16 protein-coding genes are annotated in these 25,204 nt (G+C 34.2%); 11 read left to right on the forward strand and 5 right to left on the reverse strand.

Annotated features, from left to right (window positions below; all coding sequences use genetic code 11):
- Positions 1 to 96: 96 nt before the first annotated feature.
- Positions 97 to 699, forward strand: coding sequence for a murein L,D-transpeptidase catalytic domain-containing protein (locus NQQ59_RS11060; RefSeq protein ID WP_144219195.1), 603 nt, complete (start codon positions 97 to 99; stop codon positions 697 to 699).
- An 80-nt stretch (positions 700 to 779) separates the two neighbouring features.
- On the opposite strand, the gene NQQ59_RS11065 is transcribed toward NQQ59_RS11060, so the two are convergent.
- From NQQ59_RS11065 to NQQ59_RS11080, 4 genes are all read right to left on the reverse strand, one after another.
- Positions 780 to 1,367, reverse strand: coding sequence for a tetratricopeptide repeat protein (locus NQQ59_RS11065; RefSeq protein WP_144219196.1), 588 nt, complete (start codon positions 1,365 to 1,367; stop codon positions 780 to 782).
- Between the two features lie 263 nt (positions 1,368 to 1,630).
- The gene (locus NQQ59_RS11070; RefSeq protein ID WP_144219197.1) at positions 1,631 to 2,371 is read right to left on the reverse strand and encodes an alpha/beta hydrolase; all 741 of its coding nucleotides are present in this window, start codon (positions 2,369 to 2,371) and stop codon (positions 1,631 to 1,633) included.
- Positions 2,368 to 3,201, reverse strand: a complete 834-nt coding sequence (gene ygiD, locus NQQ59_RS11075) for a 4,5-DOPA-extradiol-dioxygenase (RefSeq protein ID WP_144219837.1) — start codon at positions 3,199 to 3,201, stop codon at positions 2,368 to 2,370. The genes NQQ59_RS11070 and ygiD overlap by 4 nt, the downstream gene beginning before the upstream one ends.
- A gap of 162 nt (positions 3,202 to 3,363) precedes the next feature.
- Positions 3,364 to 4,194: a helix-turn-helix domain-containing protein gene (locus tag NQQ59_RS11080; protein WP_144219198.1), complete on the reverse strand. Its 831-nt coding sequence runs from the start codon at positions 4,192 to 4,194 to the stop codon at positions 3,364 to 3,366.
- A gap of 369 nt (positions 4,195 to 4,563) precedes the next feature.
- Between NQQ59_RS11080 and NQQ59_RS11085 the strand changes: the two genes are divergently transcribed.
- The 3 genes from NQQ59_RS11085 (at position 4,564) to NQQ59_RS11095 (ending at position 10,875) form a co-directional block, all read left to right on the forward strand.
- Positions 4,564 to 7,557: a SusC/RagA family TonB-linked outer membrane protein gene (locus NQQ59_RS11085; protein WP_144219199.1), complete on the forward strand. Its 2,994-nt coding sequence runs from the start codon at positions 4,564 to 4,566 to the stop codon at positions 7,555 to 7,557.
- A gap of 11 nt (positions 7,558 to 7,568) precedes the next feature.
- Positions 7,569 to 9,173 (forward strand): RagB/SusD family nutrient uptake outer membrane protein, encoded by a 1,605-nt coding sequence (locus NQQ59_RS11090; protein ID WP_144219200.1) that lies wholly within the window; start codon positions 7,569 to 7,571, stop codon positions 9,171 to 9,173.
- 124 nt (positions 9,174 to 9,297) lie between these two features.
- Positions 9,298 to 10,875, forward strand: coding sequence for a M61 family metallopeptidase (locus tag NQQ59_RS11095; RefSeq protein WP_186296643.1), 1,578 nt, complete (start codon positions 9,298 to 9,300; stop codon positions 10,873 to 10,875).
- 224 nt (positions 10,876 to 11,099) lie between these two features.
- On the opposite strand, the gene NQQ59_RS11100 is transcribed toward NQQ59_RS11095, so the two are convergent.
- Positions 11,100 to 11,942: an AraC family transcriptional regulator gene (locus tag NQQ59_RS11100; RefSeq protein WP_144219202.1), complete on the reverse strand. Its 843-nt coding sequence runs from the start codon at positions 11,940 to 11,942 to the stop codon at positions 11,100 to 11,102.
- 137 nt (positions 11,943 to 12,079) lie between these two features.
- On the opposite strand from NQQ59_RS11100, the gene NQQ59_RS11105 reads away from it, so the two are divergent.
- The 7 genes from NQQ59_RS11105 (at position 12,080) to NQQ59_RS11135 (ending at position 24,834) form a co-directional block, all read left to right on the forward strand.
- Positions 12,080 to 12,994 carry a dihydrodipicolinate synthase family protein gene (locus NQQ59_RS11105; protein WP_144219203.1) on the forward strand — a complete coding sequence of 305 codons (915 nt, stop codon included), beginning with the start codon at positions 12,080 to 12,082 and terminating at the stop codon, positions 12,992 to 12,994.
- Between the two features lie 20 nt (positions 12,995 to 13,014).
- The gene (locus NQQ59_RS11110; protein WP_144219204.1) at positions 13,015 to 14,583 is read left to right on the forward strand and encodes an aldehyde dehydrogenase (NADP(+)); all 1,569 of its coding nucleotides are present in this window, start codon (positions 13,015 to 13,017) and stop codon (positions 14,581 to 14,583) included.
- A 3-nt stretch (positions 14,584 to 14,586) separates the two neighbouring features.
- A complete protein-coding gene (locus NQQ59_RS11115) occupies positions 14,587 to 15,597 on the forward strand; it encodes a 4-hydroxyproline epimerase (protein WP_144219205.1) in 1,011 nt (336 codons plus the stop codon).
- A gap of 77 nt (positions 15,598 to 15,674) precedes the next feature.
- Complete coding sequence (locus NQQ59_RS11120; protein WP_144219206.1) at positions 15,675 to 16,910, forward strand: NAD(P)/FAD-dependent oxidoreductase; 1,236 nt, start codon at positions 15,675 to 15,677, stop codon at positions 16,908 to 16,910.
- An 823-nt stretch (positions 16,911 to 17,733) separates the two neighbouring features.
- Positions 17,734 to 19,143: an APC family permease gene (locus NQQ59_RS11125; protein ID WP_144219207.1), complete on the forward strand. Its 1,410-nt coding sequence runs from the start codon at positions 17,734 to 17,736 to the stop codon at positions 19,141 to 19,143.
- 323 nt (positions 19,144 to 19,466) lie between these two features.
- Positions 19,467 to 21,716, forward strand: coding sequence for a S9 family peptidase (locus tag NQQ59_RS11130; protein WP_144219208.1), 2,250 nt, complete (start codon positions 19,467 to 19,469; stop codon positions 21,714 to 21,716).
- Between the two features lie 61 nt (positions 21,717 to 21,777).
- The gene (locus NQQ59_RS11135) at positions 21,778 to 24,834 is read left to right on the forward strand and encodes a beta-L-arabinofuranosidase domain-containing protein (protein ID WP_144219209.1); all 3,057 of its coding nucleotides are present in this window, start codon (positions 21,778 to 21,780) and stop codon (positions 24,832 to 24,834) included.
- The last annotated feature ends 370 nt before the right edge of the window (positions 24,835 to 25,204 follow it).

Consider the following 25,204-nt stretch of genomic DNA (forward strand, 5'->3'; position numbering starts at 1 on the left):
GCATAATTTTGCAAGGTCAAAATAAAACACAAATAATGATGTTATTTTTGACATAGCACCCAAATCTGATTTTAACTTTTAATTTTTAGCCTGCTTATGAGAATATTTTTTGTAGCACTGCTTTTTTCTTTAAGTTCGTTTACAACCTACAACATAACGAACAAAAAGGAAGTTTTAAATGAAATTGAATTCGCAAGACTTAAAGAACATGTAAGCGAGATAAAATCTTATATCTCTACAAATCATGGTTATAGCAAGAAAATTGCTTTCCTTGTAGATATGAAGATTAAATCAGGAAAGAACCGTTTTTTTGTTTACGATCTTGAAAATGAAAAAATTATAGATCAGGGACTTGTAGCTCATGGTTCAGGTTCTGAAACTGGTATCAAAGGAGATATTTTACAATTCAGTAATGCTCCAAATTCAAATTGTACTGCATTAGGTCGTTATGGCATAGAGAAAGCTTACAAAGGGGTTTTCGGAAAAGCTTACCGATTAAGCGGTATGGACCAAACAAATAACAATGCGCTAAAAAGAGCTATCGTATTACATTGTTATAAAGAAGTTCCAGATGATGAAAAAGAATACTACATCATCAACAGTCACGGTTGTCCAATGGTAAGTGAAGCATTCTTTAAAAGACTTGACAAAATCATTGAAGGTTCTAATTCAAAAATAATGCTTTCTGTTTATTACTAACAGAAGAATAAAAATAAAAAGAGTTTTATCTCAAAAAAAACAAGGGTCTTTGGCTCTTGTTTTTTTTTTTTTGAGCTTATTTAAGATTTTATAGATTCTGTTGTTTTTAATGTTTTAAACCTTCTAGTACGAGGTTTTATCTTTTTTATCTGTACAAGGCATTCGTTAATCAGATTTTTTATTTCGAGGTAAGAAATATTATGAATAGAAGTAATAGTGTTTTTTACGCCTTCAACATAGTTTCCGGCTATTTTAAGATCTGTTTCGAGATTTTTTAAAATATGGTTTTCTATATTTTTATTTTTCTTGTAATAATAAATGCAATTCTGAAGGTCTTCAATCTGGCCGCTAAGATCAGAAATTGCATTTTTTGAGATGGCGCGACTATAATAATATGAAAACTCCAACGGATTATCTTCAATCACTTTATCGAAGTCTTCAATAGCTTTGTAATGATAATTTAGTTTTTGAAAACATCTCGCCCTTAATTCATAAACAGTACTGTTAAAACCTGAATTTACAGCATTATCAAGATGATACAAAGCTTCATCAAATTTACTTGACAGAAAAAGCTGTTTCCCTTTTTCGAGATCAGCGGTTTCCTGTTCGTGATTTTGCTCTGGAAACTTACTTTTAAATTGAATTCCTAAATTGACAAACCATTTCATAACTTAAAAATTTAGATGGTCAGGTTGTTCAGATTTACAAATCTGAGTTTAGATGAGGGAGGTTTAAAGATAAATAAAATTTTGAAATACAGATGTTTATAAAGTGTTTTGTTGAAAAAAATATAGTGCTAAGTTTATTCATCCCCCGTTTTTTAGGAGTGTTTGATGAGAATAAATTATAAAAAAAAGTTTAGTGAGAAAATAAAAAAAGAGATACTCTATTATTTTAAGTATCTCTTTACGATCTGTTAGTATAAATTGCTTTATCTGTTGATATTGGCATTGAGCCAAAGATTTACATCATCGAACATTTGTTTGTTTACTGTATGACCTTCATTGTACGAATGAAATTCGGGATTCAGGTTTTTAGTTTTAAGAAATTCTAATGCATCTATGGCATATTGATGATTTAAAACAGCATCTTGTTTTCCGTGAGAGATAAAGATTTTAAGGTTTTCGAGATGTTTTTCATCAGCTATTAATGGTTTTATCTCTGGTAGTAATCTTCCGCTCATAACAGCAATTCCTTTTACTTTTTCTGGCGCTGTCAAAGCTATGCTATAGCTCATAATGCCACCTTGACTAAATCCCATTAAATAAACTTCATTAGAATCAAAAGTAATTTCGGTTTTCAAGTCATCGATAAAATCAATAATCATTTTACGAGCATTTTCGGCTTGTTGCTCATTAATTTGAGGTTTTCCTGTTGAAAAATCAACCTGAAACCAAGCAAAACTATTTGGTCCAAAAGTCAACGGACCACGAGCTGAAACCACTACAAAGTGATCTGGTAAATCAGGAGCAAATGAAAAGAGATTTTGTTCGTTTCCACCAACGCCATGCATTAAAATAAGCAAAGGAGGGTTTTCTGTTTTTATTTTGGGCTGTCTAATTAAATAGTGCAGTTTGGTATTTTTTGTATCTGAATTCATAAAGTTGAAACTGAAAATTGAAATTAAAATTAGGATTCCGAAAGAAATCCAAAGTTGCTTTTTTATACTCATGCTTTATCTATTTTAACAGACATCATATTCAATGATCCTGCTACAATGGCATCGTTAAAAATAGTCGCTTTTTCATCTTTTTCTCTAAGAGATAAAGTGTACAAAAGTGGCATATAATGTTCTGGAGTAGGAACAGCCAGCTGAAACTCTTTTCCTTGTTTGTCAAAATGAATCAAAGACTGATGATCGTCTTCTAAAATCATCTTTTTCATTTTCTCATTGGCAATATGAGCCCATTCGTAAGAATATGAAGGAAGCATCATTTTATCCCAAGCAGCCAAACGTAAATTATGAACTGAATTTCCGCTGCCAACAATAAGAACACCTTTTCGTCTTAAGGCAGCTAATTCTTTTCCTAACTCATAATGATAAGAAGCTGGTTTAGTATAATCGATACTCATTTGTATAATTGGAATATCTGCATTTGGATATAAAAATTTTATTACGGTCCAACATCCGTGATCCAGACCCCAATCATCACTTAATCCAACAGAAGTAGAGGTTATAATTTTTTGTGTTTCTAATGCCAATTCTGGACTACCAGGTGCAGGATATTGAACGTCAAAAAGCGCCTGAGGAAAACCTCCAAAATCGTGAATCGTTTCTGGTTTTTCCATTGCCGTTACAAAAGTTCCTTTAGTTTCCCAGTGTGCAGAAATACAAAGAATAGCTTTTGGTTTAGGAAGCGTTTTTGCAATATTTTGAAAGCCTTGTGTGAAATTATTATCAGCCAAAGCATTCATCGGATTTCCGTGTCCAAGAAACAGCACCGGCATTCTTTCGGTTGCGGCGAAAGAATCTGAAACAGTTTTAAGAGAGCTTAATTTCATAGCTGCAGCTCCAATAGGTAAAATTGCCATGGTTTTTAAAAAATCTTTTCTGTCCATTTTATATCGTATTTAATTCTTTTAGAAATGTCTTTTTTTGTTGATACAAAGTTCAGACTAATCACCATAAAGAGGGTAACGATTTTAGGAAGAATGGTTGTGTTTTTAAGAAAGCAGTTTCTGTATTTCGTCTCTAAACTCGGTTGGAGTCAAGCCCGCTTTACGTTTAAAGGCGTGTGTAAAATAAGTCTTTTCATTAAAACCGAGTTCATAACCTATTTCTGCCACGTTTTTATCGGTGGTCATTAAAAGGTTTTTCGCTTCAGTTAATTTTCTAGTTTCTATTATTTCAGAAACACTCTGCTGTAAAATACTTTGGCAGATATTGTTTAAGTTGCGAGAAGTCATAAAGAGTTTTTCTGCATAGAAATTTACATCTTTAGATTCCTTATAATGATCTTCTAATAATCGAAGGAAACTTTTGAAAGTAGAACTTTGAATTTTCTTAGATTCGTCATTATCCAAATTCATTTTACGACGTTCCGATTCTATAATCGTAAACAAGGCGCTCAACAATTGTCTAATTACAGCTAAATCAGGAGCTTCTTGAATATATTCATCATAAATCATTTTACAAAGTATATCCAGTTTTTCAAAGCACTGATTGCTCTGCATGCTAATATTAGCTTTATCATGAAAAGAGGCGTAAAGGCTAAAAGTAGTTTCGGCTATAAATTCGCTTTTAAATCGCAAAACCCATATATCGCATTCACCATCTTTGACAAGAGGTTTGGCACGATGAATTTTTCCCTGTGTTACAAAACTGATAAAAGGTGCATCGATTACCTTAGAATTAAAATCTATAAAATGTTCCAGTTGTCCTTTATTACCAATAATGAGTTCTTCAAAATTATGAGAATGCGGTTCATTTACAGATTGCATTATTTTTTCTGATTCTGATGCTGTAATTCGAAATACTTTGAAAATCTCTGTCATGTGGTATTCTTTTAAAGGCGGGATATAAAGGTAATTATTTATGACAATTCCGTTATTTAGTTTAAGGGTTATTTACAATGGATTAGTTGATGATGTTTTTTATAAATAAAACAATATCAAATACTTATTCTTGGGTAATTATACCTGTTTGTATAAGTTTATTTTTAGTGTATTGGGTTGTAAATTATATATACTTAAATTTTAGTCATAATTTATTGGTAATTTATAGGTCATTACACAAATTAACCAATATTTGTTTAAAAACAGGATAATATAGTATTAGCATGTGGTAATATAAGCAATTTTCTTAACTATTAATTAACATAATTTTACAAGTGTTGAAAATACACTAACCAATACTTTAAAATTATGAAACCAAACAATCAAGCTTTTAAAAGTACAAAAGGATACTGTTGCAAGGAGAAAATATTCTCTATGTTTTTATTTTTGTTTGTTGTTTTTAGTTCATTTTCTCAGCAGAAAATCAGCGGTAAAATAACAGATGCAAGCAATCTTCCACTTCCCGGAGTATCCGTTTTAGAAAAAAACACATCTAATGCAGTTGCAAGTGATTTTGACGGAAATTTTGAAATCACGACGAAAGGAAATAATCCAATATTAGTTTTTTCTTATATAGGTTTAAAAACACAAGAAATAAAAGCAGACGGTAAAAAGGTAATCAAAGTAGTTTTAGATTCTGATTTGAATGAATTAAATGAAGTCGTTTTAATTGGATACGGTTCGCAAAAGAAAGGAGACGTTACTAGTGCGATTGCTTCTGTTAAATCAGAGGATTTTGTGCAAGGAAACGTTCGCGACGCGGCGCAGTTAATTCAAGGAAAAGTGGCTGGACTTACTGTAACGGCACCTTCTGGAGATCCAACGGCAGGTTCTCAAATTCAGTTAAGAGGAATCTCAACTATTTCTGGCGGCAGTGGTCCTTTAATTTTGGTTGATGGAGTTCCAGGCAGTTTAACTACGGTTGCACCTGAGGATATTGCTTCGATTGATGTTCTAAAAGATGGATCTGCAACGGCAATCTACGGAACACGTGGAACGAATGGAGTTGTTATTATTACAACAAAGAGCGGAAGTTCTAATACTAAGCCAACAATTGAATACAATGGTTATTCTACAGTTTCAACAATCAGCAGGAGAATGAATTTTCTAGATGCGGGGCAATTAAGACAAAAAATGGCCGAAGGTTACACTTTTATTGGAGCTAATAATCAAGATTTTGGAGCAGATACAGATTGGCTTGATGAAATTACGCGTACTGCCATTACACAGACGCATAATATTTTGTTTAGAGGTGGAAACGACGTAACAAATGCCAGTGCTTCGATCAACTACAAAGGAGGTGACGGTATCTTTTTAAAATCGGACAATACTAGAATGACTGGAAGAGCCGATATTAGTCATGCGATGTTTGATAAAAAATTAAAAACCAATATTGGTTTCATAACAAGTGAGCAGATTTACAATGCTTTGGGAGACGGAACAAGTTTTAATCCTTACATCTACAGACAAGCTTTAATACGTAACCCGACTGAGCCAATTAAAGATGCACAAGGAAAATGGAATGAAAGAGATGTTTATTTCTATGACAATCCTGTTGGTTATATTGAAGAAACACAGGGAGAAAACAGATTTAGAAACACTCGTTTTGATTTCAGTATGAGTTACGATTTTACGGATCATCTTAGAGTAAAAGGAGTTTACACGAGAAAAGGAAATTCGTTTATAAAAGGATTCTATCAGACTAAAAATCACGTCTCAACAGTAAAATATGCACAAGACGGATTTGCTTCAAGAAGTGCAGAAGATTACAGAGGGAATTATGGTGAGTTTACTGTAGATTACAAACAATCTTTCGGAAAACACAGTGTTACAGGACTTGCAGGTTATAACTACGAAGACAATACAACCGAAGGTTTCTGGGCAACCAACAGACGTTTTCCAACAGATGCTTTTACGTACAATAACATTGGTTCTGGTCAAGGTTTACAGCTTGGAGAAGCAGGAATGGGAAGTTATAAAAATGCCAACACTTTAATTGCATTTTTCGCCCGTGTTACCTACAACTATGATAACAGATATTTATTAATGGCCAGTCTTAGACACGAAGGATCTTCTCGATTTGGAGAGGACAATAAATGGGGTAATTTCCCAGGAGTTTCTGTTGGATGGCGTATGAATAATGAAAATTTCTTAAAAGAAACAAAATGGCTTACCAATCTTAAATTAAGAGCAGGTTTTGGTATCACAGGAATTAATGCTGGTGAAAATTATCAGTCTTTAAGTGGTTTAACTTATGGAAACTATTTCTTAAATGATGGAAAATGGATTAGAGAATTGGTTCCAACAAGAAATGCAAACCCAGATTTAAGATGGGAGAAAAAAGAAGAGCTTAACTTCGGTTTAGATTTCGGATTTTTTGATGAGCGTATCAGCGGTTCGATTGATTACTACAGCAGAACAACAAAAGATGCTCTTATGGATTACAGCGTTCCAACTCCTCCATATTTCTATGGTACAATTGCTGCTAATGCTGCCGAAATTAAAAACTCAGGTTTAGAGATTTTGTTAAATCTTACGCCAATAAAAACTAAAAATTTCTCTTGGGTTGCAAACTTCACTTATTCCACTAACACAAATAAAATGGTGTCGTTATCAAATGATAAATTTCAGTTGACGAATAACTTTTTTGATGCAGGATATACAGGAGAACCAATTCAGATTTCAACACACCGTGTTCAGGAAGGACAGCCAATTGGTAATTTCTACGGTTTAAAAAGTGTAGATATTACAGATGATGGTATCTGGATTATAGAAAGACCAGACGGAACTAGAATTCCAGCAACGGAGTCAACAACAGAAGACCGCCAAATATTAGGGAACGGTTTGCCAAAATCATACTACGGTTTAAACAATACAATTCGCTACAAAAATTGGGATATGAATATGAATTTAAGAGGAGCAACAGGATATCAAATTCTAAATTTCTCTAGAATGTTTTATGAAAACCCAACCGTGGCATACAACACTTTAGATTCTGCATACGACAAAGTATATGGTAAAGCAGTATTAAGCGATGTACAGCGTTATGTAAGTTATTATGTTGAAGATGGAGATTTCTTAAAAATTGATAACGTTACAATTGGTTATACACTTCCAAAATCGACTTTTAAATTTATTGAGGCTTTAAGAATTTATTTTGCAGGAAACAATTTAGCGACTTTCACAGGTTATAAAGGAATTGATCCAGAGGTAAATAGAATCGGACTAGATCCAGGTAACGATGACAGAGATAAATACCCTTCTACAAGATCATTTTCATTAGGACTTAACATCACACTTTAAAAATAAGAGATATGAAAAATTTAATAAATCAATTATCTTTCCTTAAAAAGAAGATTTTATATTTCGGCTTCATTATTACAGCAAGCGTTTCATTGTTTGGCTGTACAGACTTAGATGAAAAAGTATTTTCAGAAGTAACAGAATCCAATTTCGTGGCTTCGCAATCAGATATTGTGGCTATTATGGCTTCTGCTTACACGCCAATACGATATGTTATGGACTGGCAAGGTTTGTTTGATTTGCAAGAAGAACCAGGAGATGCCTTTGTAACGCCAACACGACCAAACGGTTGGGATGACGCAGGAACTTATAAAAGAATGCATTTTCATGAATGGACCAAAACAGACTGGCAACCAAGAAATACATGGATTACCTGTTTTAACGGAATCAATGCGGCAAACCGAGTTATGCTTCAAATGGAATCTGGAGGTTTTCCTATTAGCGCAGAGCAAAAAACGTCAATTCTAGCTGAAATGAGAGCGGTAAGAGCACTTTACTATTCTATTTTGGTTGATACGCATGGTAATGTTCCTGTTATTCCTAGTTATAGTGATAAACTGCCAGTACAAAATACTAGAGTTGAGGTTTATAATTTTATTGTAAGTGAGTTAACAGAAGTTATTCCTGATTTGGCTGCAAAAGTAGACAAAAGTACTTACGGACGTATGACGCAATGGGCAGCTTATCATGTATTAGCGCGAGTGTATCTAAATGCTCAGGTGTATACAGGAACTGCACAATGGCAAAAATGTATCGAAGCTTGTAATAAAATTATTGATAGTGGTTTGTTTAAAAAATCAGATTCTTATAAAGCCATTTTTAGTGCAACAAACGAAAGTAACCCGGAAATGGTTTTTGCAATTCCTTACGATCAAATTTATGCTGGTGGATTTAGCGCTCATATGAAGATGTTATTACCAAGCCACAGAAGAGTATTCGGAATGGAAGCACAGCCTTGGGGAGGTTCAAGCTGTAATCCGCAATTTATTGATACTTACAATGCAAAAGACAATCGTTTAAAAGACACTTGGTTAATGGGCAACCAATATAATATTGACGATGGTAGTATTGTGTATGTGCTGACTAAAGCAATGCCAAGTATTTATTTCTGTGAAGAAACAGAAGGTTTTAGATGTGGAAAATATCAAATAGAACGTGGTGCAAGAGGAAGTCTTAATAACGATTTACCTTTCTTAAGATACACAGATGTTTTGATGATGAAAGCAGAATGTTTATTAAGAACAGGACAAAGCAACGAAGCAGCGCAAATCGTTACAGAAGTACGTACAAGATCTTTTGATAATCCAGCTGATGCAGTTGTAACAGGAGCACAACTTCAAGAAAACTCAGTATTTAAATACGGAACTTTAGCTAAAAACGGAACTATCGATCAGCTTGGAGATCAATCGGTAGTACAATATGGCAGATTTTTAGATGAATTAGGATGGGAATTTGCAGCTGAAGCGAGAAGAAGAACAGATTTAATTCGTTTTGGAGTTTATCAAAAGAAAAATTGGTACAACCACGTTCCAAAAGGAGATTATACAATGCTTTTCCCAATTGGTTTAGAAGAATTAAATACAAATAGTAATCTGAAACAGAATCCAGGATATTAAAAATAGTTAGTAGTTGAAGTAAGTTTTTACAAGTTTTGGTTAGCTTGTAATTGTGAGTTGAGTGAAAAGCTGTTCTTTTAAGAATGGCTTTTCATTTTAAAATAAATAAGAGATGAGATCTAAAATGAAAATCATAAAAATCAGTGCTTTTTTAATTCTTTTTCAAACCGCAATTTATTGTCAGGCAGTAAGAAAAGTTGAGAATGAAGAAATAAAAATAAACTATTCAGTAACTTTTGAAAATCCCGAATCAAATTATCTGGAAGTGGTTTTGGATTTTGAAAATCTGAAATCGACAGAAACCAATTTAATTTTACCAGTTTGGACTCCAGGTTATTATTTAATCTTAGATACACCAAGATACATTGTTGATTTTGAAGTTTCAGATTCAAACGGAAATACCTTAAAATGGAAAAAGAAAACCAAAAATAATTGGGTTGTAGCAAACGGAAAGTCTTCAAAAATAAAAGTAAAATATAAAGTTTTCGCCAATAAAAAATCAGTTGCCGAATCGTATGTCGATGCAGAAAAAGCTTTTCTAATGCCGAATACTATTTTTATGCATGTAGAAAATACACTTCAAAATCCAGTAATGTTGACAATAAATCCGTTCAAAAAATGGAATGAAATTTCAACAGGATTACAGTCAATTCCTGAAAATAAAATGATTTTTAAAGCCAAAAATGTGGATGTATTTTATGATAGTCCTATTTATTTAGGAAATCAGAAAGTAATACATTTTGAACATGAAGGAAAAAAATATGCTTTAGGAATTGTAACGCCTCAAGGCTTAAACGAAGAAAAGTTTACATCAGATCTCAAAAAAATAATGTCTGCCACAACTTCATTAATGAAAAAAGTACCCTATGATTATTACAGCTACATCATGATGGAAGCGGGCGGAGGCGGATTAGAACATTGGAACTCGCAAGCTGTTTTTACCGGCGGTACTTTCGATTTTAAATCTGATGCCGATTATAAAGACTTTTTAAATTTTATAACACACGAATATTTTCATCTTTACAATGTAAAAGCAATTCGCCCAATTGAGTTAGGACCTTTCGATTATAATAAAGAAAATTATACTTCGATGCTTTGGGTTTCTGAAGGTTTTACAGTTTACTACGAATATATTATTATGCTAAATGCAGGTTTACTTGACGGAAAATCGGCTTTAAAATATCTTACCGAATCCATAAAAAGATATGAAAATATCGAAGGAAGTAAACACATGTCGTTGTCCAGATCAAGTTTTGATATCTGGCTTAATTTCTTTAACCGAGAAAGTAACGCGCAGCAAACTACAATTTCATATTACAACAAAGGACCAATAATTGGTTTTCTGTTAGATTTAGAAATTAGAAATAATACTAAAAATCAAAAATCTTTAGACGACGTAATGCGTTATTTGTACAACGAATATTATGAGAAAAAACAAAGAGGTTTTACTGAAACCGAATTTTGGCAGGCTGCTGAACAAACTGCTGGAAAATCTTTAGATGAAATAAAATCTTATGTAGAAACGGTAAACGAAATTGATTATCAGAAATACTTAAAATATGCAGGATTACAAGTAGATCTAAGTCCGATAAACACAAATGCAAAAAAAGAAAATGTAATAGAAAGAAGTTTCGAATTTAAAGAATTACCAGAAGCTTCTGGTTTACAATTAGAAATTAGAAAATCTATTTTTAAGTTTTAAAATTGTTGGGTTTTGTTTCACGCAGATTTGGCAGATTTAGGCAGATTTTAAAAGATTTTTATTTTGTTGAATTGCCTCCAGCTTTAGCTGGAGGAAAATGAAGTCCAAAAAAAAGGCTTTAGCCAAAATGCAGATATTTGACTAAAGCCTTTTTTTAAAATAATTTGTAAAGAAATTTCAATAAAAAAACTTTGCGATTTCGCGTCTTTGCGAGATTAAAAACATTAAAACTGAGCACGATAATGAGATGGAGAAATTCCTTTAAGTTCTTTAAACTTCCTATTGAAATTTGCAATATCCTGAAATCCGCAAAGTTCAGAAATAGAAGCAATCGAAAGATCCTTTTTATGATGCAGTAATTTACAAGCATTTTCAATTCTGATTTCAATCAAAAACTGAAAAAAAGTTTTGTTGGTACGTTTCTTAAAATAACGGCAAAATGCATTTTTACTCATATTTGCTTTTTCAGCAACTTCTTCCAGAGTAATATTTTGATGGTAAAATTCAATCGCATATTCAAAAACCGCACTCATTCTTCGACCTTCATCATCGGTATATTTCTTTTTATAAACGAAGGAAGAAAGCGGTGTTTTCTCAGAAGAAATAATAATATTTATAATTTTTAAGAAAGAAGCAATTCGTTGAATTCTATTTTGTTTTTTGAGTTTGATGAAATGATGAATAATCTTTTTTTGGTTCGATAAGATCTTCATTCCATATTCAGAATCCTTAAAAAAATCTTCAACACTGCTCATATCGTTAAGGCTGAAAAAATCTTGTCCAAAAGAAGTTTTAGTAAAAAACAAAGTCAGCATTACAGATTCTGGACTCGCTTCGACATTACTTCTAAAAACATGAGGCACATTTTCTCCAATTACTAAGATATCACCTTCTTTATAATCGTTTATTGAATCTCCAACAAGCAGAGATCCAGCACCTTTTAGAATATAACTGATCTGAATTTCTTCATGCTGATGCAATTGATCGTAGAAAACCTGCTCAATATCTTCTTGATAAATCAAAGCTTCGCGCTCTGTTTTCGGTATTTTAAATGGTAAGATTTTCACCTTGTTGTTTTTTGTTTTTGTAAATATTATCAAAAAAAAGAAATTACACAATAGATGTGGTAATATAGTCTTGATATAGGCTAATAATAACAAAGACGGCTCTTTAGATAAGTTTTATTTTTGATAAAAATTAAGATATGAAGATAAACTGGGAAGGCGTAATGCCGGCTGTAACTACCAAGTTTACAGCAGATGGTCAACTAGACCTCGTAATGTTCGAAAAAAATATTAAAGCGCAAATTGACGCTGGAGTTAATGGAATTATCCTTGGCGGAACACTTGGAGAAGCAAGTACATTAACCAAAGAAGAAAAAGAGGTTTTGATCAATGCAACCTTAAAATTTGCTGACGGAAAAATTCCAGTTATCGTAAATATTGCTGAGCAGACAACTAGCGAAGCAATTACTTTGGCAAAACGTGCAGAAGAGCTAGGCGTAAACGGTTTAATGCTTTTACCTCCAATGCGTTACAAAGCAACTGATTTTGAAACCGTTGTTTATTTTAAAGAAATTGCAAAAAGCACCTCTTTACCTATTATGATCTACAATAATCCAGTAGATTATAAAATTGAAGTAACGCTGGATATGTTTGAAGAACTTTTGAAATTAGACAATGTTCAAGCGGTAAAAGAATCAACTCGTGATATAACGAATGTGATTAGAATTAGAAATCGTTTTGGCAGCCGTTTAAAAGTTTTATGCGGCGTAGATACTTTGGCGCTTGAAAGTTTAGCAACAGGAGCAGACGGATGGGTTGCCGGTTTAGTGGTAGCATATCCTGCAGAAACGGTAGCAATTTACAAATTGGTAAAAGCGGGAAGAGTCAATGAAGCTGTAGAAATCTACAAATGGTTTATGCCATTGTTAGAATTGGATATTTCACCGCAATTGGTGCAAAACATCAAATTAGCAGAAGTAGCAACTGGTCTTGGAACAGAAAATGTTAGAGCGCCAAGATTACCATTGCAAGGAGCTGAAAGAGAGCGTGTTTTGAATATCATTAATACTGCTATGAAAAACAGACCTACTTTACCAGATTATAAAAATATTTAATCAAAATTAAAAAGGAAGCGATGACTACAGGAAAAAATTATATTGGAGACTTGCTTTCCGCAAAAGGTAAAACGACATATAAAACAATCAATCCCGAATTAAATTCGGAGAATGAAACGGTTTTTTATGAAGCTTCCCATGATGAAATTGCTCAAGCTGTATTATTAGCCGAAGAAGCTTTTAAAACATACGGAACAATTGAAGACACAAAAAAAGCCGATTTTTTAGACGCTATCGCGGAAGAAATTGAAGCGCTTGGCGATGAATTGTTAAATACTTATATGCAAGAATCTGCTCTTCCTGCGGGAAGAGCAAATGGAGAGCGGGCAAGAACCATAGGTCAGTTAAGAGCTTTTGCCACAATGCTTCGCGAAGGTTCTTGGGTGGAAGCGATCATCAATAAAACCGAAGGAAAACCAGACATTCGAAGAGTGCAAATTCCGATGGGACCTGTTGTTGTATTTGGAGCCAGTAATTTTCCGCTTGCTTTTTCTACTGCGGGTGGAGACACGGCAAGCGCTTTGGCAGCAGGTTGTCCTGTAATTGTAAAATCGCATCCGTTGCATGCAGGAACAGGCGAATTGGTAGCTTCAGCTATTATAAAAGCGGCCAAAAGAACCGGAATGCCAAATGGTGTTTTTTCAAATTTAAACAGCAGTGGTATTGAAGTTGGAAAAGCTTTGGTGGAACATCCTTCAGTAAAAGCGGTTGGTTTTACAGGAAGTATAAAAGGAGGAACTGCACTTTGTAAGATTGCAGCGAGCAGAGAAATTCCAATTCCAGTTTATGCAGAAATGGGAAGTATTAATCCTGTATTGGCTTTACCATCGGCTTTGAAGCAAGATGCTGAAAAATGGGCTAAAAATTATGCTGCCTCAATCGTTGCTGGAACAGGTCAATTTTGTACGAATCCAGGACTTATTTTAGGAATAAATAGTTCGGAATTAGAAAATTTTATTGCTATTTTAGCTTTAGAGGTCGACAAAATAGAGCCAGCATGCATGCTTCATCCCGCTATTAAAAGTCAATATGAGAGTTTGAAATCAGAAGTTCTTGGACAAGAGGGATATACGCAGCAAACCAGTTTAGACAAAGCGGTAAAACCAAATTATGCTTTACAAAATGTAATCACGGTTGACGGCGATACTTTCTTAAAAAATAAAACATTTCACAAAGAAGTTTTCGGACCTTTTTCTGTAGTTGTAAAATGTGATAACATTGAACAACTCAATACTATCATTCAGGATTTGGAAGGACAATTGACAGGAACTGTTTTAAATGCTGATTTAAACGAATGGGAAGATTTTGCAGCAGTAATTCAGAATCTTAAAAATAAAGTGGGACGATTGATTTTTAATAACGTTCCAACAGGAGTTGAGGTTTGTTCTGGAATGACACACGGTGGTCCGTTTCCTGCCAGTTCGGACAGTAAATTTACTTCGGTAGGATTAACAGCTGTAAAAAGATGGGTGCGCCCTGTAACGTATCAAGATTGGCCAGATCAATTGCTGCCAACTGCGTTGCAAGATAAAAATCCGTTAGGAATTAATAGAATAGTAAACGATGTATTAACCCAGAATCCTATTTGATATATGCCAAGAAAAACATTTTTTTGCGTCGATGCGCATACTTGTGGAAACCCTGTAAGAGTAGTTGCCGGTGGTGGTCCAAATTTGGTCGGAAACAACATGAGCGAAAAACGCCAGCACTTTCTAAAAGAATTCGACTGGATCCGAAAAGGACTGATGTTTGAACCAAGAGGTCATGACATGATGAGCGGGAGTATTTTATATCCGCCAAGTAATCCTGAGAATGATTTCGGAATTTTATTCATCGAGACTTCAGGTTGTCTGCCAATGTGCGGTCACGGAACCATAGGAACCATCACAATTGCAATTGAAGAAGGTTTGGTAACACCAAAAATTCCTGGAAAAATCAAAATGGAAGCGCCTGCAGGTTTGGTTCAAATTGAATACCATCAAACCGGAAAAAAAGTAGATTGGGTACGTTTAACAAATGTAAAATCGTATTTAGCTGCCGAAGGTCTTACAATTGATTGTCCAGAATTAGGCGAAATTGTTTTTGATGTGGCTTACGGAGGAAATTATTACGCTATTGTCGATCCGCAAAAGAATTTTTCTGGAATACAGGATTTTACAGCAGGAAAAATTGTGCAGTACAGTCAAGAAGTACGCAAACGCATTAATGAGAAATATCCAAATCTTTTTATTCATCCAGAAAATGATACTATTCGCGATGTAAGTCATATGTTATGGACAGGAAATCCTCTTGATCCAACTTCTTCAGGACGAAATGCTGTTTTTTATGGAGATAAAGCCATAGATCGTTCGCCGTGCGGTACAGGAACTTCGGCTAGAATTGCACAGCTTCATGCCAAAGGAAAATTAAAAAAAGGAGAAGAATACATCCATGAAAGTTTTATCGGAAGCAAGTTTATTGGTAAAGTAGAAGAAGAAACTTCTATTGGAGTTATTAAAGCCATAGTGCCAAGCATTCAAGGCTGGGCAAAAGTGTACGGTTATAACAACATCATTATTGATGAAGATGATGATCCGTATGCTTTTGGATTTCAGGTGATTTAGAAAAAATGATAATATAAAAAATTCATTGGTTTGCAGAATCTTTCTTTTGCCAATGAATTTTTAAATTTTAGGTATAAATGAAAAAAGTAAGTATTATTGGCGGGGGAATAATTGGCTTATGCTCAGCCTATTATTTAGCCAAAGAAGGTTATGAAGTTGTTGTTTTTGATAAATCGGATATGAATGACGGTTGCTCTTACGGAAATGCCGGAATGATTGTTCCTTCGCATATTATTCCGCTTGCTCAGCCGGGTATGATTGCGCAAGGCGTAAAATGGATGTTCGATAGTCATAGTCCGTTTTATGTAAAGCCGAGATTGAATATGGATTTAATGAAATGGGGTTTGCAGTTTTACAAACATGCCAATTTGAAACATGTCGAAAAAGCAATGCCTGCTCTTTGCGATTTGTCTCTTCTCAGCAAAGAATTATATAAAGATCTTGCCAAAGAAAGCAATTCTTTTTTCTATGAAGAAAAAGGACTTTTGATGCTTTATAAAACAGATAAAACAGGAGACGAAATTCAACACGAAGGAATACTGGCAGAAAAATTAGGCTTACAAGTAGATTTTTTATCCAAACAAGAAGTTTCTAATTTAGAAAAAGGAACCGTAACAGATGTAATTGGCGGTGTTCATTACAAAAGTGATGCTCACATTTACCCGCAAAAATTCATGCAGTTTATAAAGGATGAATTAAAAACATTAAATGTAGAAATTCAGACCAATACCACAGTAACCGATTTTGTTTTAAAAAACAATTCAGTTTCAGAAATTATAACAGACAAAGGCGCTTTTACAACAGATGAGGTGGTTTTAGCAACAGGATCATGGAGTCCGCATATTGCAAAAAAACTGAATGTCAATATTTCGATTCTACCTGGAAAAGGATATAGTTTTACCTTAAAAGATCAAAATCATAAACCTTCTATTCCAAGTATTTTATGCGAAGGAAAAGTAGCAGTAACACCTATGAATAATGACATTCGTTTTGGAGGAACAATGGAAATTACGCATACCAATGATACCAAAATTAATCAAAACAGATTGCAAGGAATTGTAAATTCGATTAATGACTTTTATCCAGAATTAAAAATCAACATGCCAAAAGAAGAAGATACTTGGTTCGGATTTAGACCGTGTACGCCTTCGGGAATGCCAATAATTACAAGAGATAAAAAACTTAAAAATTTGACTTTGGTTACGGGACACGCCATGATGGGATTAAGTCTTGCGCCTGCAACAGGAAAAATTGTATCAGAAATCATCGCAGAGAAACCAACTTCTGTAGCAACCGAAATGTTTCAACTTTAATAAAAACAGCTTCATTTTGTAAAAAAGATGAAGCTTTTTTGTTGCCACGAATTACACGAATTTACACGAATTAATTTTTCTAAAAAAGTTGCTCAGCATCAGCGAGGCGAAATATTTATAGAAAATATGATGAACGTATAGAAAGAGCTCCGTAGGAGTGAAACCTTTGCGTCGAGAATATATCGCTCCGCTGGAGCTTTAATAAATTGGGATAAAATTTTATCTATAAATATTAAGCTTCTCTGAAGCTTTTAAATAAAAGGCTGATAATTAGAAATTATCAATAAAAACTGAAGCTTTTTTTTGCCACGAATTACATGAATTTACACGAATTAGTTTTTCTAAAAATAGTTACTCAGCCTCAGCGAGGCGAAATATTTATAGAAAATAAGACGAACGTACAGAAAAAGCTCCGTAGGAGTGAAATCTATGCGTCGAGAGTATATCGCTCCCCTGGAGCTTTAATAAAAATGAGGTTAATTTTATCTATAAATATTAAGCTTCTCTGAAGCTTGCAAATAAAAGGCTGATAATTAGAAATTATTAATAAAAACTGAAGCTTTTTTGTTGCCACGAATTACATGAATTTACACGAATTAGTTTTTCTAAAATAGTTTGTCCGCCTCAGCGAGGCGAAATATTTATAGAAAATAAGATGAACGTACAGAAAGAGCTCCATAGGAGCGAGATATTAAACTATTCGAAACACAATCAACATTATGAATTAAAATGAAATATTGATTTTAACCAAAAACTCTAAATCCTAACCATATTTAGAGCAATGCATTACAAAAACAAAAAACAACCAAAAAACAACCAAAAAATGGAAAACCAAAACCAGGACGAATTCAAAAAAGAGCTCGGACTTTTAGACGGCACTATGCTTGTCGTAGGTTCGATGATAGGATCGGGAATATTTATTGTAAGTGCCGATATTGCCCGGCAGGTTGGTTCTACAGCTTGGCTTATTTTAATCTGGCTTCTTTCTGGAATTATCACGATGATTGCCGCTGTAAGTTATGGTGAACTCAGCGCCATGTTTCCTAATGCTGGCGGACAATATGTTTACTTAAAAGAAGCTTACAATAAATTAATCGCCTTTTTATACGGATGGAGTTTTTTTGCTGTCATTCAAACCGGAACTATTGCTGCGGTTGGAGTGGCATTTTCTAAGTTTACAGCGTATCTCATTCCAGCCGTTAGTGACGAAAATATTCTTTATGAAATTGGAAGTTTTAAACTTAATGTAGCGCAAATTGTTTCTATTGTAACCGTTATATTTTTAACCTATTTAAATACTCGTGGCGTTAAAAACAGTAAAATGCTGCAAACTATTTTAACGATTATAAAAATCCTTTCAATCTCTGGATTGATCCTTTTTGGATTTACGCTTGCTGCCAAATCTTCTGTATGGAATGCCAATTGGACAGATGCTTGGACGCCTCACGCTTTCAATAAAGAAACGGGTTCTTGGATGCCAATTGGAACTACCGCTTTACTTTCAGGAATTTCTGCAGCAATGGTGGGAACGTTATTTTCCAGCGATTCTTGGACTGGAGTTACTTTTATCGCAGGAGAAATTAAAAATCCAAAGCGAAATGTTGGATTAAGCATGTTTTTGGGAACTTTAATTGTAACCGTAATTTATGTTTTGACCAATTTGATGTACGTTGCTGTAATTCCGTTAAGCGAAATTGCGGGGGCAAAATCGGATAGAGTAGCAGTTGTAGCTTCTCAATATATTTTTGGAAATATTGGGACGTTGATCATCGCAATTATGATTATGATCTCGACATTTGCCTGCAACAACGGATTAATTATGGCGGGCGCCAGAGTGTATTACACCATGGCAAACGATGGTTTATTCTTCAAAAAAGCGGCACAATTAAACAAAGCAAGTGTTCCTGCTTGGGCGCTTTGGGCGCAATGTATTTGGGCTTCGGTATTATGTTTTACGGGTAAATATGGTGATTTATTGGACTATGTAATTATCATCGTTCTGATATTTTATATCCTTACCATTTACGGAATCATTCGTCTTCGCAAAAAAATGCCCGATGCCGTTCGTCCGTACAAAGCTATTGGATATCCATTTTTACCTTTGCTTTATATTTTAATTGCCTCTGCAGTTTGTATTTCTTTATTATTTGTGAAATTTTCAACTTGCGGATGGGGCGTTTTAATTATGTTAATCGGAATTCCAGTTTATTATACAATTAAAGAAAAAGAATAAAATAGTTTCATTCAGCAAATTAAATCTAATTTAATCTGCTGAAATCTTTATAAATCTGCGTGAAAATCGCTTGCAAAAGTATTTCACGCAGATTTATAAAGATTAAAACTGATTTTCGCAGATTTTCCCAAGTATTTCAAAAACTGTTAGAACCAATATATGGCTTTTTAAGGCTAAGAAAAACGTACTTCAAAAGACCATTTCGCATTTAATAACCAATATTCTCTGCAAATCAAATTCCATGGGTAATATAATATTAGTATCTGTTAATATTAACCCATAACCCTCAAAAAATATTATATATTTTTATTGATATGAAAATTATGGGAACAACTAGCAAAAAAATAAGTGTAATTTTAACACTTTCGTGGTGTTTGATGAGTCAAGCCCAAGGAACATTGAAAGATTATAAAAGAGCAAATGCTGTAGATTCTTTGTTTAAGAATAAAATCAGCAATACTCCAAAAGAATTTCATTGGGTTGGAAATGAGTATGTATGGTATAGTAACAACATTTTAAAAGGAAAAGAATTTCTTTTAGTGGATACCAAACAGCAAAAACAATCACAAGCTTTTGACCATAATCGATTGGCACAATCTTTAGCTAAAGTTTTAGGAAAAGAAATAAATGCAAAAGACTTACCAATAGAAAATTTAGAGTTTGATAAAAATCTGTCAAAATTGACTTTTACATCAGATGCTTTTAAGTTTTCGTATAATTTAAATACAAACGAATTAACGAAAACTGGAGATTACATAAAACCACCAAAAAGAGATCGTTATTGGGGTGGTAATTTTGACGAATTAGGAAATAAACCTGTAGGTTCGCCAGATTCGTTGTATGTGGCTTTTATTAAAAATTACAATTTATACATAAAAGACAAAAAGACCAATACAGAAACGCAGTTGAGTTATGACGGCTCAAAAGGATTTTATTATTCTTCTTATTTACAATGGTCGCCAAACAGCAAAGAAATTATGGCATATAAAGTCAGACCGGGCGAAGAACATAAAATTTATTTTGTAGAATCTAGTCCATCAGATCAATTTCAGCCCAAATTACAAACGCGTGATTATTTAAAACCCGGAGATCAACTGCCATTTAAAAGTCCGCAATTGTTTGTAATAGCTTCCAAAGAACACATTCCAGTTGCAACCGATTTATTTCAACAACAATATGATGTATCTGGATTTGAATGGAAAGATGACAATAGTGCTTTAACTTTTGAATACAATCAAAGAGGACATCAGGTTTATCGTGTTTTGGAGTTAAATGCCACAACTGGAAAAGTAAAAACGATCATAGAAGAAACAAGTCCAACTTTTGTGGAATATAGTGGCAAGAGATACCGTTACGATATCAAAAAAAGTAATGAAATAATCTGGGCTTCGGAAAGAGACGGATGGAATCATTTGTATTTGTACGATGCTGTTACAGGAAAAGTCAAAAATCAGATTACAAAAGGAAATTGGCCCATTCGAGAAGTATTGAAAGTTGATGAAGAAAAAAAGCAAATCTATTTTACAGCCAGCGGATTAGACAATGATCAAGATCCGTATTTATTGCATTTCTGCCGAATTGATTTCAACGGAAAAAACTTTACTCGATTAACGACAGAAAACGGAAATCATAAAGTTACTTTTTCGCCAGATTACAAATATTATGTTGATCAATATTCAAGAGTAGATGCTGCACCAATTACGGTTTTAAAAAACATCGAAACACAAAAAACAGTTGTCGAAATGCAAAAAGCTGATATTTCGGCATTGCAAAAAGCAGGCTGGAAAGCGCCAGAAGTTTTTACAGCAAAAGGAAGAGATGACAAAACAGACATTTGGGGTATAATTGTTCGTCCAACCAATTTTGATCCTAATCGCAAATATCCAATTATCGAATATATTTATGCAGGACCGCAGGACTCGTTTGTTCCAAAGAATTTTCAACCGTATTATTGGGCAATGACTTCTTTGGCAGAACTCGGATTTATTGTAGTTCAAATTGACGGAATGGGAACTTCAAACCGCTCAAAAGCTTTTCACGATGTATGCTGGAAGAACTTAAAAGACGGTGGTTTCCCAGATAGAAAACTTTGGATGAAAGCCGCTTCCGCAAAATATCCCTATATGGATATAGATAAAGTCGGCATTCATGGAACATCTGCAGGAGGACAAAACGCTGGAGCAGCGCTGGTTTTCAACTCCGATTTTTATGATGTTGCCGTAGCATCTTGCGGCTGTCACGATAACAGAATGGATAAAATGTGGTGGAACGAACAATGGATGGGATATCCAATTGGACCAGAATACGAAGCTTGTTCTAACACCGCAAACGCAGCGCAGTTAAAAGGAAATTTAATGTTGATTTTAGGCGAATTAGATGATAATGTAGATCCTGCTTCAACGATGCAGTTTGCCAATGCGCTAATCAAAGCGAATAAAAATTTTGAATTGGTAACCGTTCCCGGAATGGGACATTCTGCTGGAGGAGATTTTGGGGAACGCAAACGCAGAGATTATTTTGTACAGCATTTATTAGGCGTTATCCCGCCGAGCTGGGAAGAAATTTATAAGTAGACAATTTCTGAAAAGAAAGAAAAAATAAAGGTTTTGTAAATCAGAAGAAAAAGAATTAAAGATGAAAAAGTTTCAATTTTTTGTTTGTGCGGTATTAAGTTTTTGGACATTATCAAACACAACTTTACAGGCTCAAAACGGCGATCAGATTTTAGACGGAATTGGCGAAACAGGTTTAATTGCACGTTATGTTTTTAATGGAGATGCAAAAGACTGGTCGCGAAATAATTTGCATGGTAAAATTGAAGACAATAAAGCCAAATTTGTAAATGATGAATTTTTCGGAAAAGTGCTTTCGCTTCCTGCCGACAGTAAAGCTTTTGTTTCTATTCCTAGTGACGGATTGATAGGAGAAGAATCATTAAGTGTTTCGGGTTGGATTTTCTTAAGAACAGCTCAAAAAGGACAAACTGTTTTTGATTTTGGAAAAAGTACTAATTCTCATTTGTTTTTTGTTCCGACAGGTACAGAAAATGAAACGGAAATGCAGACTCAAGTTATAACAGAAAAAGGAGCAAAATATAAAACACAATCGCCAGCGCTTGAAGCAGGTAAATGGAATCATGTGGCTGTTGTCATTAATATTCCTTCTAAATCTATCAGCACTTTCGTGAATGGCAAACTGGCAGCTGAAACTAAAAATGCCGATTTGGATTTATCAAAACTATTCGATTACAATACCGCATCAAAAAATAAACTTTACATCGGGAAATCACTTGGTGACGAAAATAGTTATCTGAATGCCAAATTGCACGATTTCAGAATTTATCGTGTGGCATTAACTGATAAACAAATTACCAGAATATTTAATAATGCCTTTAGAGAAGGTGAGGAAGAAGAATCAGGAGAAGAAAAAACAACCGATTTACCAAAATTTGCCAGCACAACGCCACAGCTTTACAATCAGTTTTTGACAAGTGTATCAGATGTTAAGGTACAAACTGTTGCAGGAACGCTTCCACGATTACCAAGTTATGTAAAAGGTGTTTATCGTGATGGAATTCAAGGACCAGAAGTACGTGTAATCTGGCCTTCGCCGAAAGACAATAGTCAGGCACTTAAAAGCGGACAATATACCGTAATTGGAACTGTTTCGGGAACAGATTTAAAACCAAAAGCGGTTGTAACAGTTATAGATGGAAAAGCTACGAATTCGCCAAAACGTAAATTAGAAGCTTTTAAACTGGAAGAAGTTTCATTGAATGCAGATGCAGATGGACATCAAACCAAATTCATTGAAAATCGTGATAAATTCATTTCAACATTAGCCACAACAGATCCAGATTCTTTCTTGTATATGTTTCGTAATGCTTTTGGGCAAACCCAGCCAAAAGAAGCAGAACCGCTTGGTGTTTGGGACACTCAGGAAACCAAACTACGCGGACATGCGACTGGACATTATTTAACGGCAATTGCTCAGGCTTACGCCAGTACAGGTTATGATAAAACGCTTCAAGCCAATTTTGCTAATAAAATGAATTACATGGTTGACACTTTGTATCAATTATCACAGCTTTCTGGAAAACCAAGAACTACTGGAGGAAAATTTGTTGCTGATCCAACTGCAGTGCCGTTTGGACCAGGAAAAACAGCTTTTGATTCGGATTTAAGTCCAGAGGGAATTCGTACCGATTATGAAAATTGGGGAACAGGATTTATCAGCGCTTATCCACCGGATCAATTTATTATGCTGGAAAATGGAGCGACGTATGGCGGGCAAAAAACTCAAATTTGGGCGCCTTATTATACGCTTCATAAAATTCTTGCTGGATTAATGGATATTTACGAGGTAAGCGGCAATGAAAAAGCATTGCAGACCGCAAAAGGAATGGGAGACTGGGTTTATGCGCGCATGAAAAAACTCCCGACAGAAACTTTAATTAGTATGTGGAACCGATACATTGCGGGTGAATTTGGCGGAATGAACGAAGCAATGGCAAGATTATACAGAATCACAAAAGATCCTCATTATCTTGAAGTAGCTCAGTTATTTGATAATATTAAGGTGTTTTATGGAGACGCTGAACATTCGCATGGATTAGCTAAAAACGTAGATACTTTTAGAGGATTACATGCGAACCAGCACATTCCGCAAATTATGGGAGCACTTGAAATGTATCGTGATTCCAATACTCCAGATTATTTTAATATCGCCGATAATTTCTGGTACAAAACCGTAAACGATTATATGTACACGATTGGTGGTGTTGCAGGAGCAAGAAATCCTGCAAATGCAGAATGTTTTATCAGTCAGCCGGCAACAATTTATGAAAATGGTTTTTCATCTGGTGGACAAAACGAAACTTGTGCGACTTACAACATGCTTAAATTAACAGGAGATTTATTCCTGTACGAACAGCGTGGCGAGTTAATGGATTATTATGAAAGAGGATTATACAATCACATTCTTTCTTCTGTAGCAGAAAATAGTCCAGCAAATACGTATCATGTTCCGTTACGACCAGGATCTGTAAAACAGTTTGGAAATGCTCATATGAATGGTTTCACTTGCTGTAATGGAACAGCTATCGAAAGCAATACGAAATTCCAAAACTCGATTTATTTTAAAAGTGCAGATAACAATGCCTTATACGTTAATCTGTATGTGCCATCAACTTTAAAATGGACAGAAAAGAACATTACAATCGAACAGACAACCGATTTTCCAAAACAAGATTTTACGAAATTAACCATCAAAGGAAATGGAAATTTTGATCTAAAAGTTCGCGTACCACATTGGGCAACCAAAGGATTTTTTGTTAAGATAAACGGAAAAGAAGAAAAAGTAAAAGCAACGCCAGGAAGTTATTTGTCTTTAAACAAAAAATGGAAAAATGGCGATACAATTGAGTTAAGAATGCCGTTTGAATTTCACCTAGAACCCGTAATGGATCAGCAGAATATTGCGAGTTTATTTTACGGACCAATATTGTTGGCAGCGCAGGAAACAGAACCAAGAAAAGACTGGCGCAAAGTAACTTTTGATGCAAAAAACATTGGGAAAACAATAAATGGAGATCCTAAAAAATTAGAGTTCACAATAGACGGAGTTTCATACAAACCATTTTATGATACTTACGGCCGTCACTCTGTTTATCTGGATGTTACCTTGAATTAGTTGATCCTTATTTGCCACAAATTACGCAAATTAAGAGAATTGAATTAGTGTTAATTGGTGTAATTCGTGGCAAAAAATATATGGATAAAAGTTTGCCACAGATTAATAGATTAAAATGATTTTGTTTCACGCTCCCGAAGCTATCGGTCTACAGATCTAAGCAGATTGATCAAATATGACATATAGAAATTTGTGAAAATTTGCGCAATTTGTGGTAAAAAAATAAGGTTAAAATAATTTTTGTTTCAAGCTCCAGACAGATGTCGGGACTACAGATATAAGTAGATTTTTTTAGAACTGATAAAAAAGAAATTAGCGAAAATTAGTGGAATTAGTGGCAAAAAAAATCTTTAAAATCCATTTAATCTGT

The organism is Flavobacterium panacis (assembly GCF_024649945.1).
Taxonomy (GTDB): Bacteria; Bacteroidota; Bacteroidia; order Flavobacteriales; family Flavobacteriaceae; genus Flavobacterium; species Flavobacterium panacis.

Bases quoted from the DNA above. Each gene is read 5' to 3' on its own strand.
- NQQ59_RS11120 (WP_144219206.1), top strand. From the start codon at position 15,675: ATGAAAAAAGTAAGTATTATTGGCGGGGGAATAATTGGCTTATGCTCA.
- NQQ59_RS11135 (WP_144219209.1), top strand. From the start codon at position 21,778: ATGAAAAAGTTTCAATTTTTTGTTTGTGCGGTATTAAGTTTTTGGACA.
- NQQ59_RS11130 (WP_144219208.1), top strand. From the start codon at position 19,467: ATGGGAACAACTAGCAAAAAAATAAGTGTAATTTTAACACTTTCGTGG.
- NQQ59_RS11090 (WP_144219200.1), top strand. From the start codon at position 7,569: ATGAAAAATTTAATAAATCAATTATCTTTCCTTAAAAAGAAGATTTTA.
- NQQ59_RS11095 (WP_186296643.1), top strand. From the start codon at position 9,298: ATGAAAATCATAAAAATCAGTGCTTTTTTAATTCTTTTTCAAACCGCA.
- NQQ59_RS11125 (WP_144219207.1), top strand. From the start codon at position 17,734: ATGGAAAACCAAAACCAGGACGAATTCAAAAAAGAGCTCGGACTTTTA.
- NQQ59_RS11080 (WP_144219198.1), bottom strand. From the start codon at position 4,194: ATGACAGAGATTTTCAAAGTATTTCGAATTACAGCATCAGAATCAGAA.
- NQQ59_RS11085 (WP_144219199.1), top strand. From the start codon at position 4,564: ATGAAACCAAACAATCAAGCTTTTAAAAGTACAAAAGGATACTGTTGC.
- ygiD (WP_144219837.1), bottom strand. From the start codon at position 3,201: ATGAAATTAAGCTCTCTTAAAACTGTTTCAGATTCTTTCGCCGCAACC.
- NQQ59_RS11110 (WP_144219204.1), top strand. From the start codon at position 13,015: ATGACTACAGGAAAAAATTATATTGGAGACTTGCTTTCCGCAAAAGGT.
- NQQ59_RS11070 (WP_144219197.1), bottom strand. From the start codon at position 2,371: ATGAGTATAAAAAAGCAACTTTGGATTTCTTTCGGAATCCTAATTTTA.
- NQQ59_RS11065 (WP_144219196.1), bottom strand. From the start codon at position 1,367: ATGAAATGGTTTGTCAATTTAGGAATTCAATTTAAAAGTAAGTTTCCA.
- NQQ59_RS11105 (WP_144219203.1), top strand. From the start codon at position 12,080: ATGAAGATAAACTGGGAAGGCGTAATGCCGGCTGTAACTACCAAGTTT.
- NQQ59_RS11060 (WP_144219195.1), top strand. From the start codon at position 97: ATGAGAATATTTTTTGTAGCACTGCTTTTTTCTTTAAGTTCGTTTACA.
- NQQ59_RS11115 (WP_144219205.1), top strand. From the start codon at position 14,587: ATGCCAAGAAAAACATTTTTTTGCGTCGATGCGCATACTTGTGGAAAC.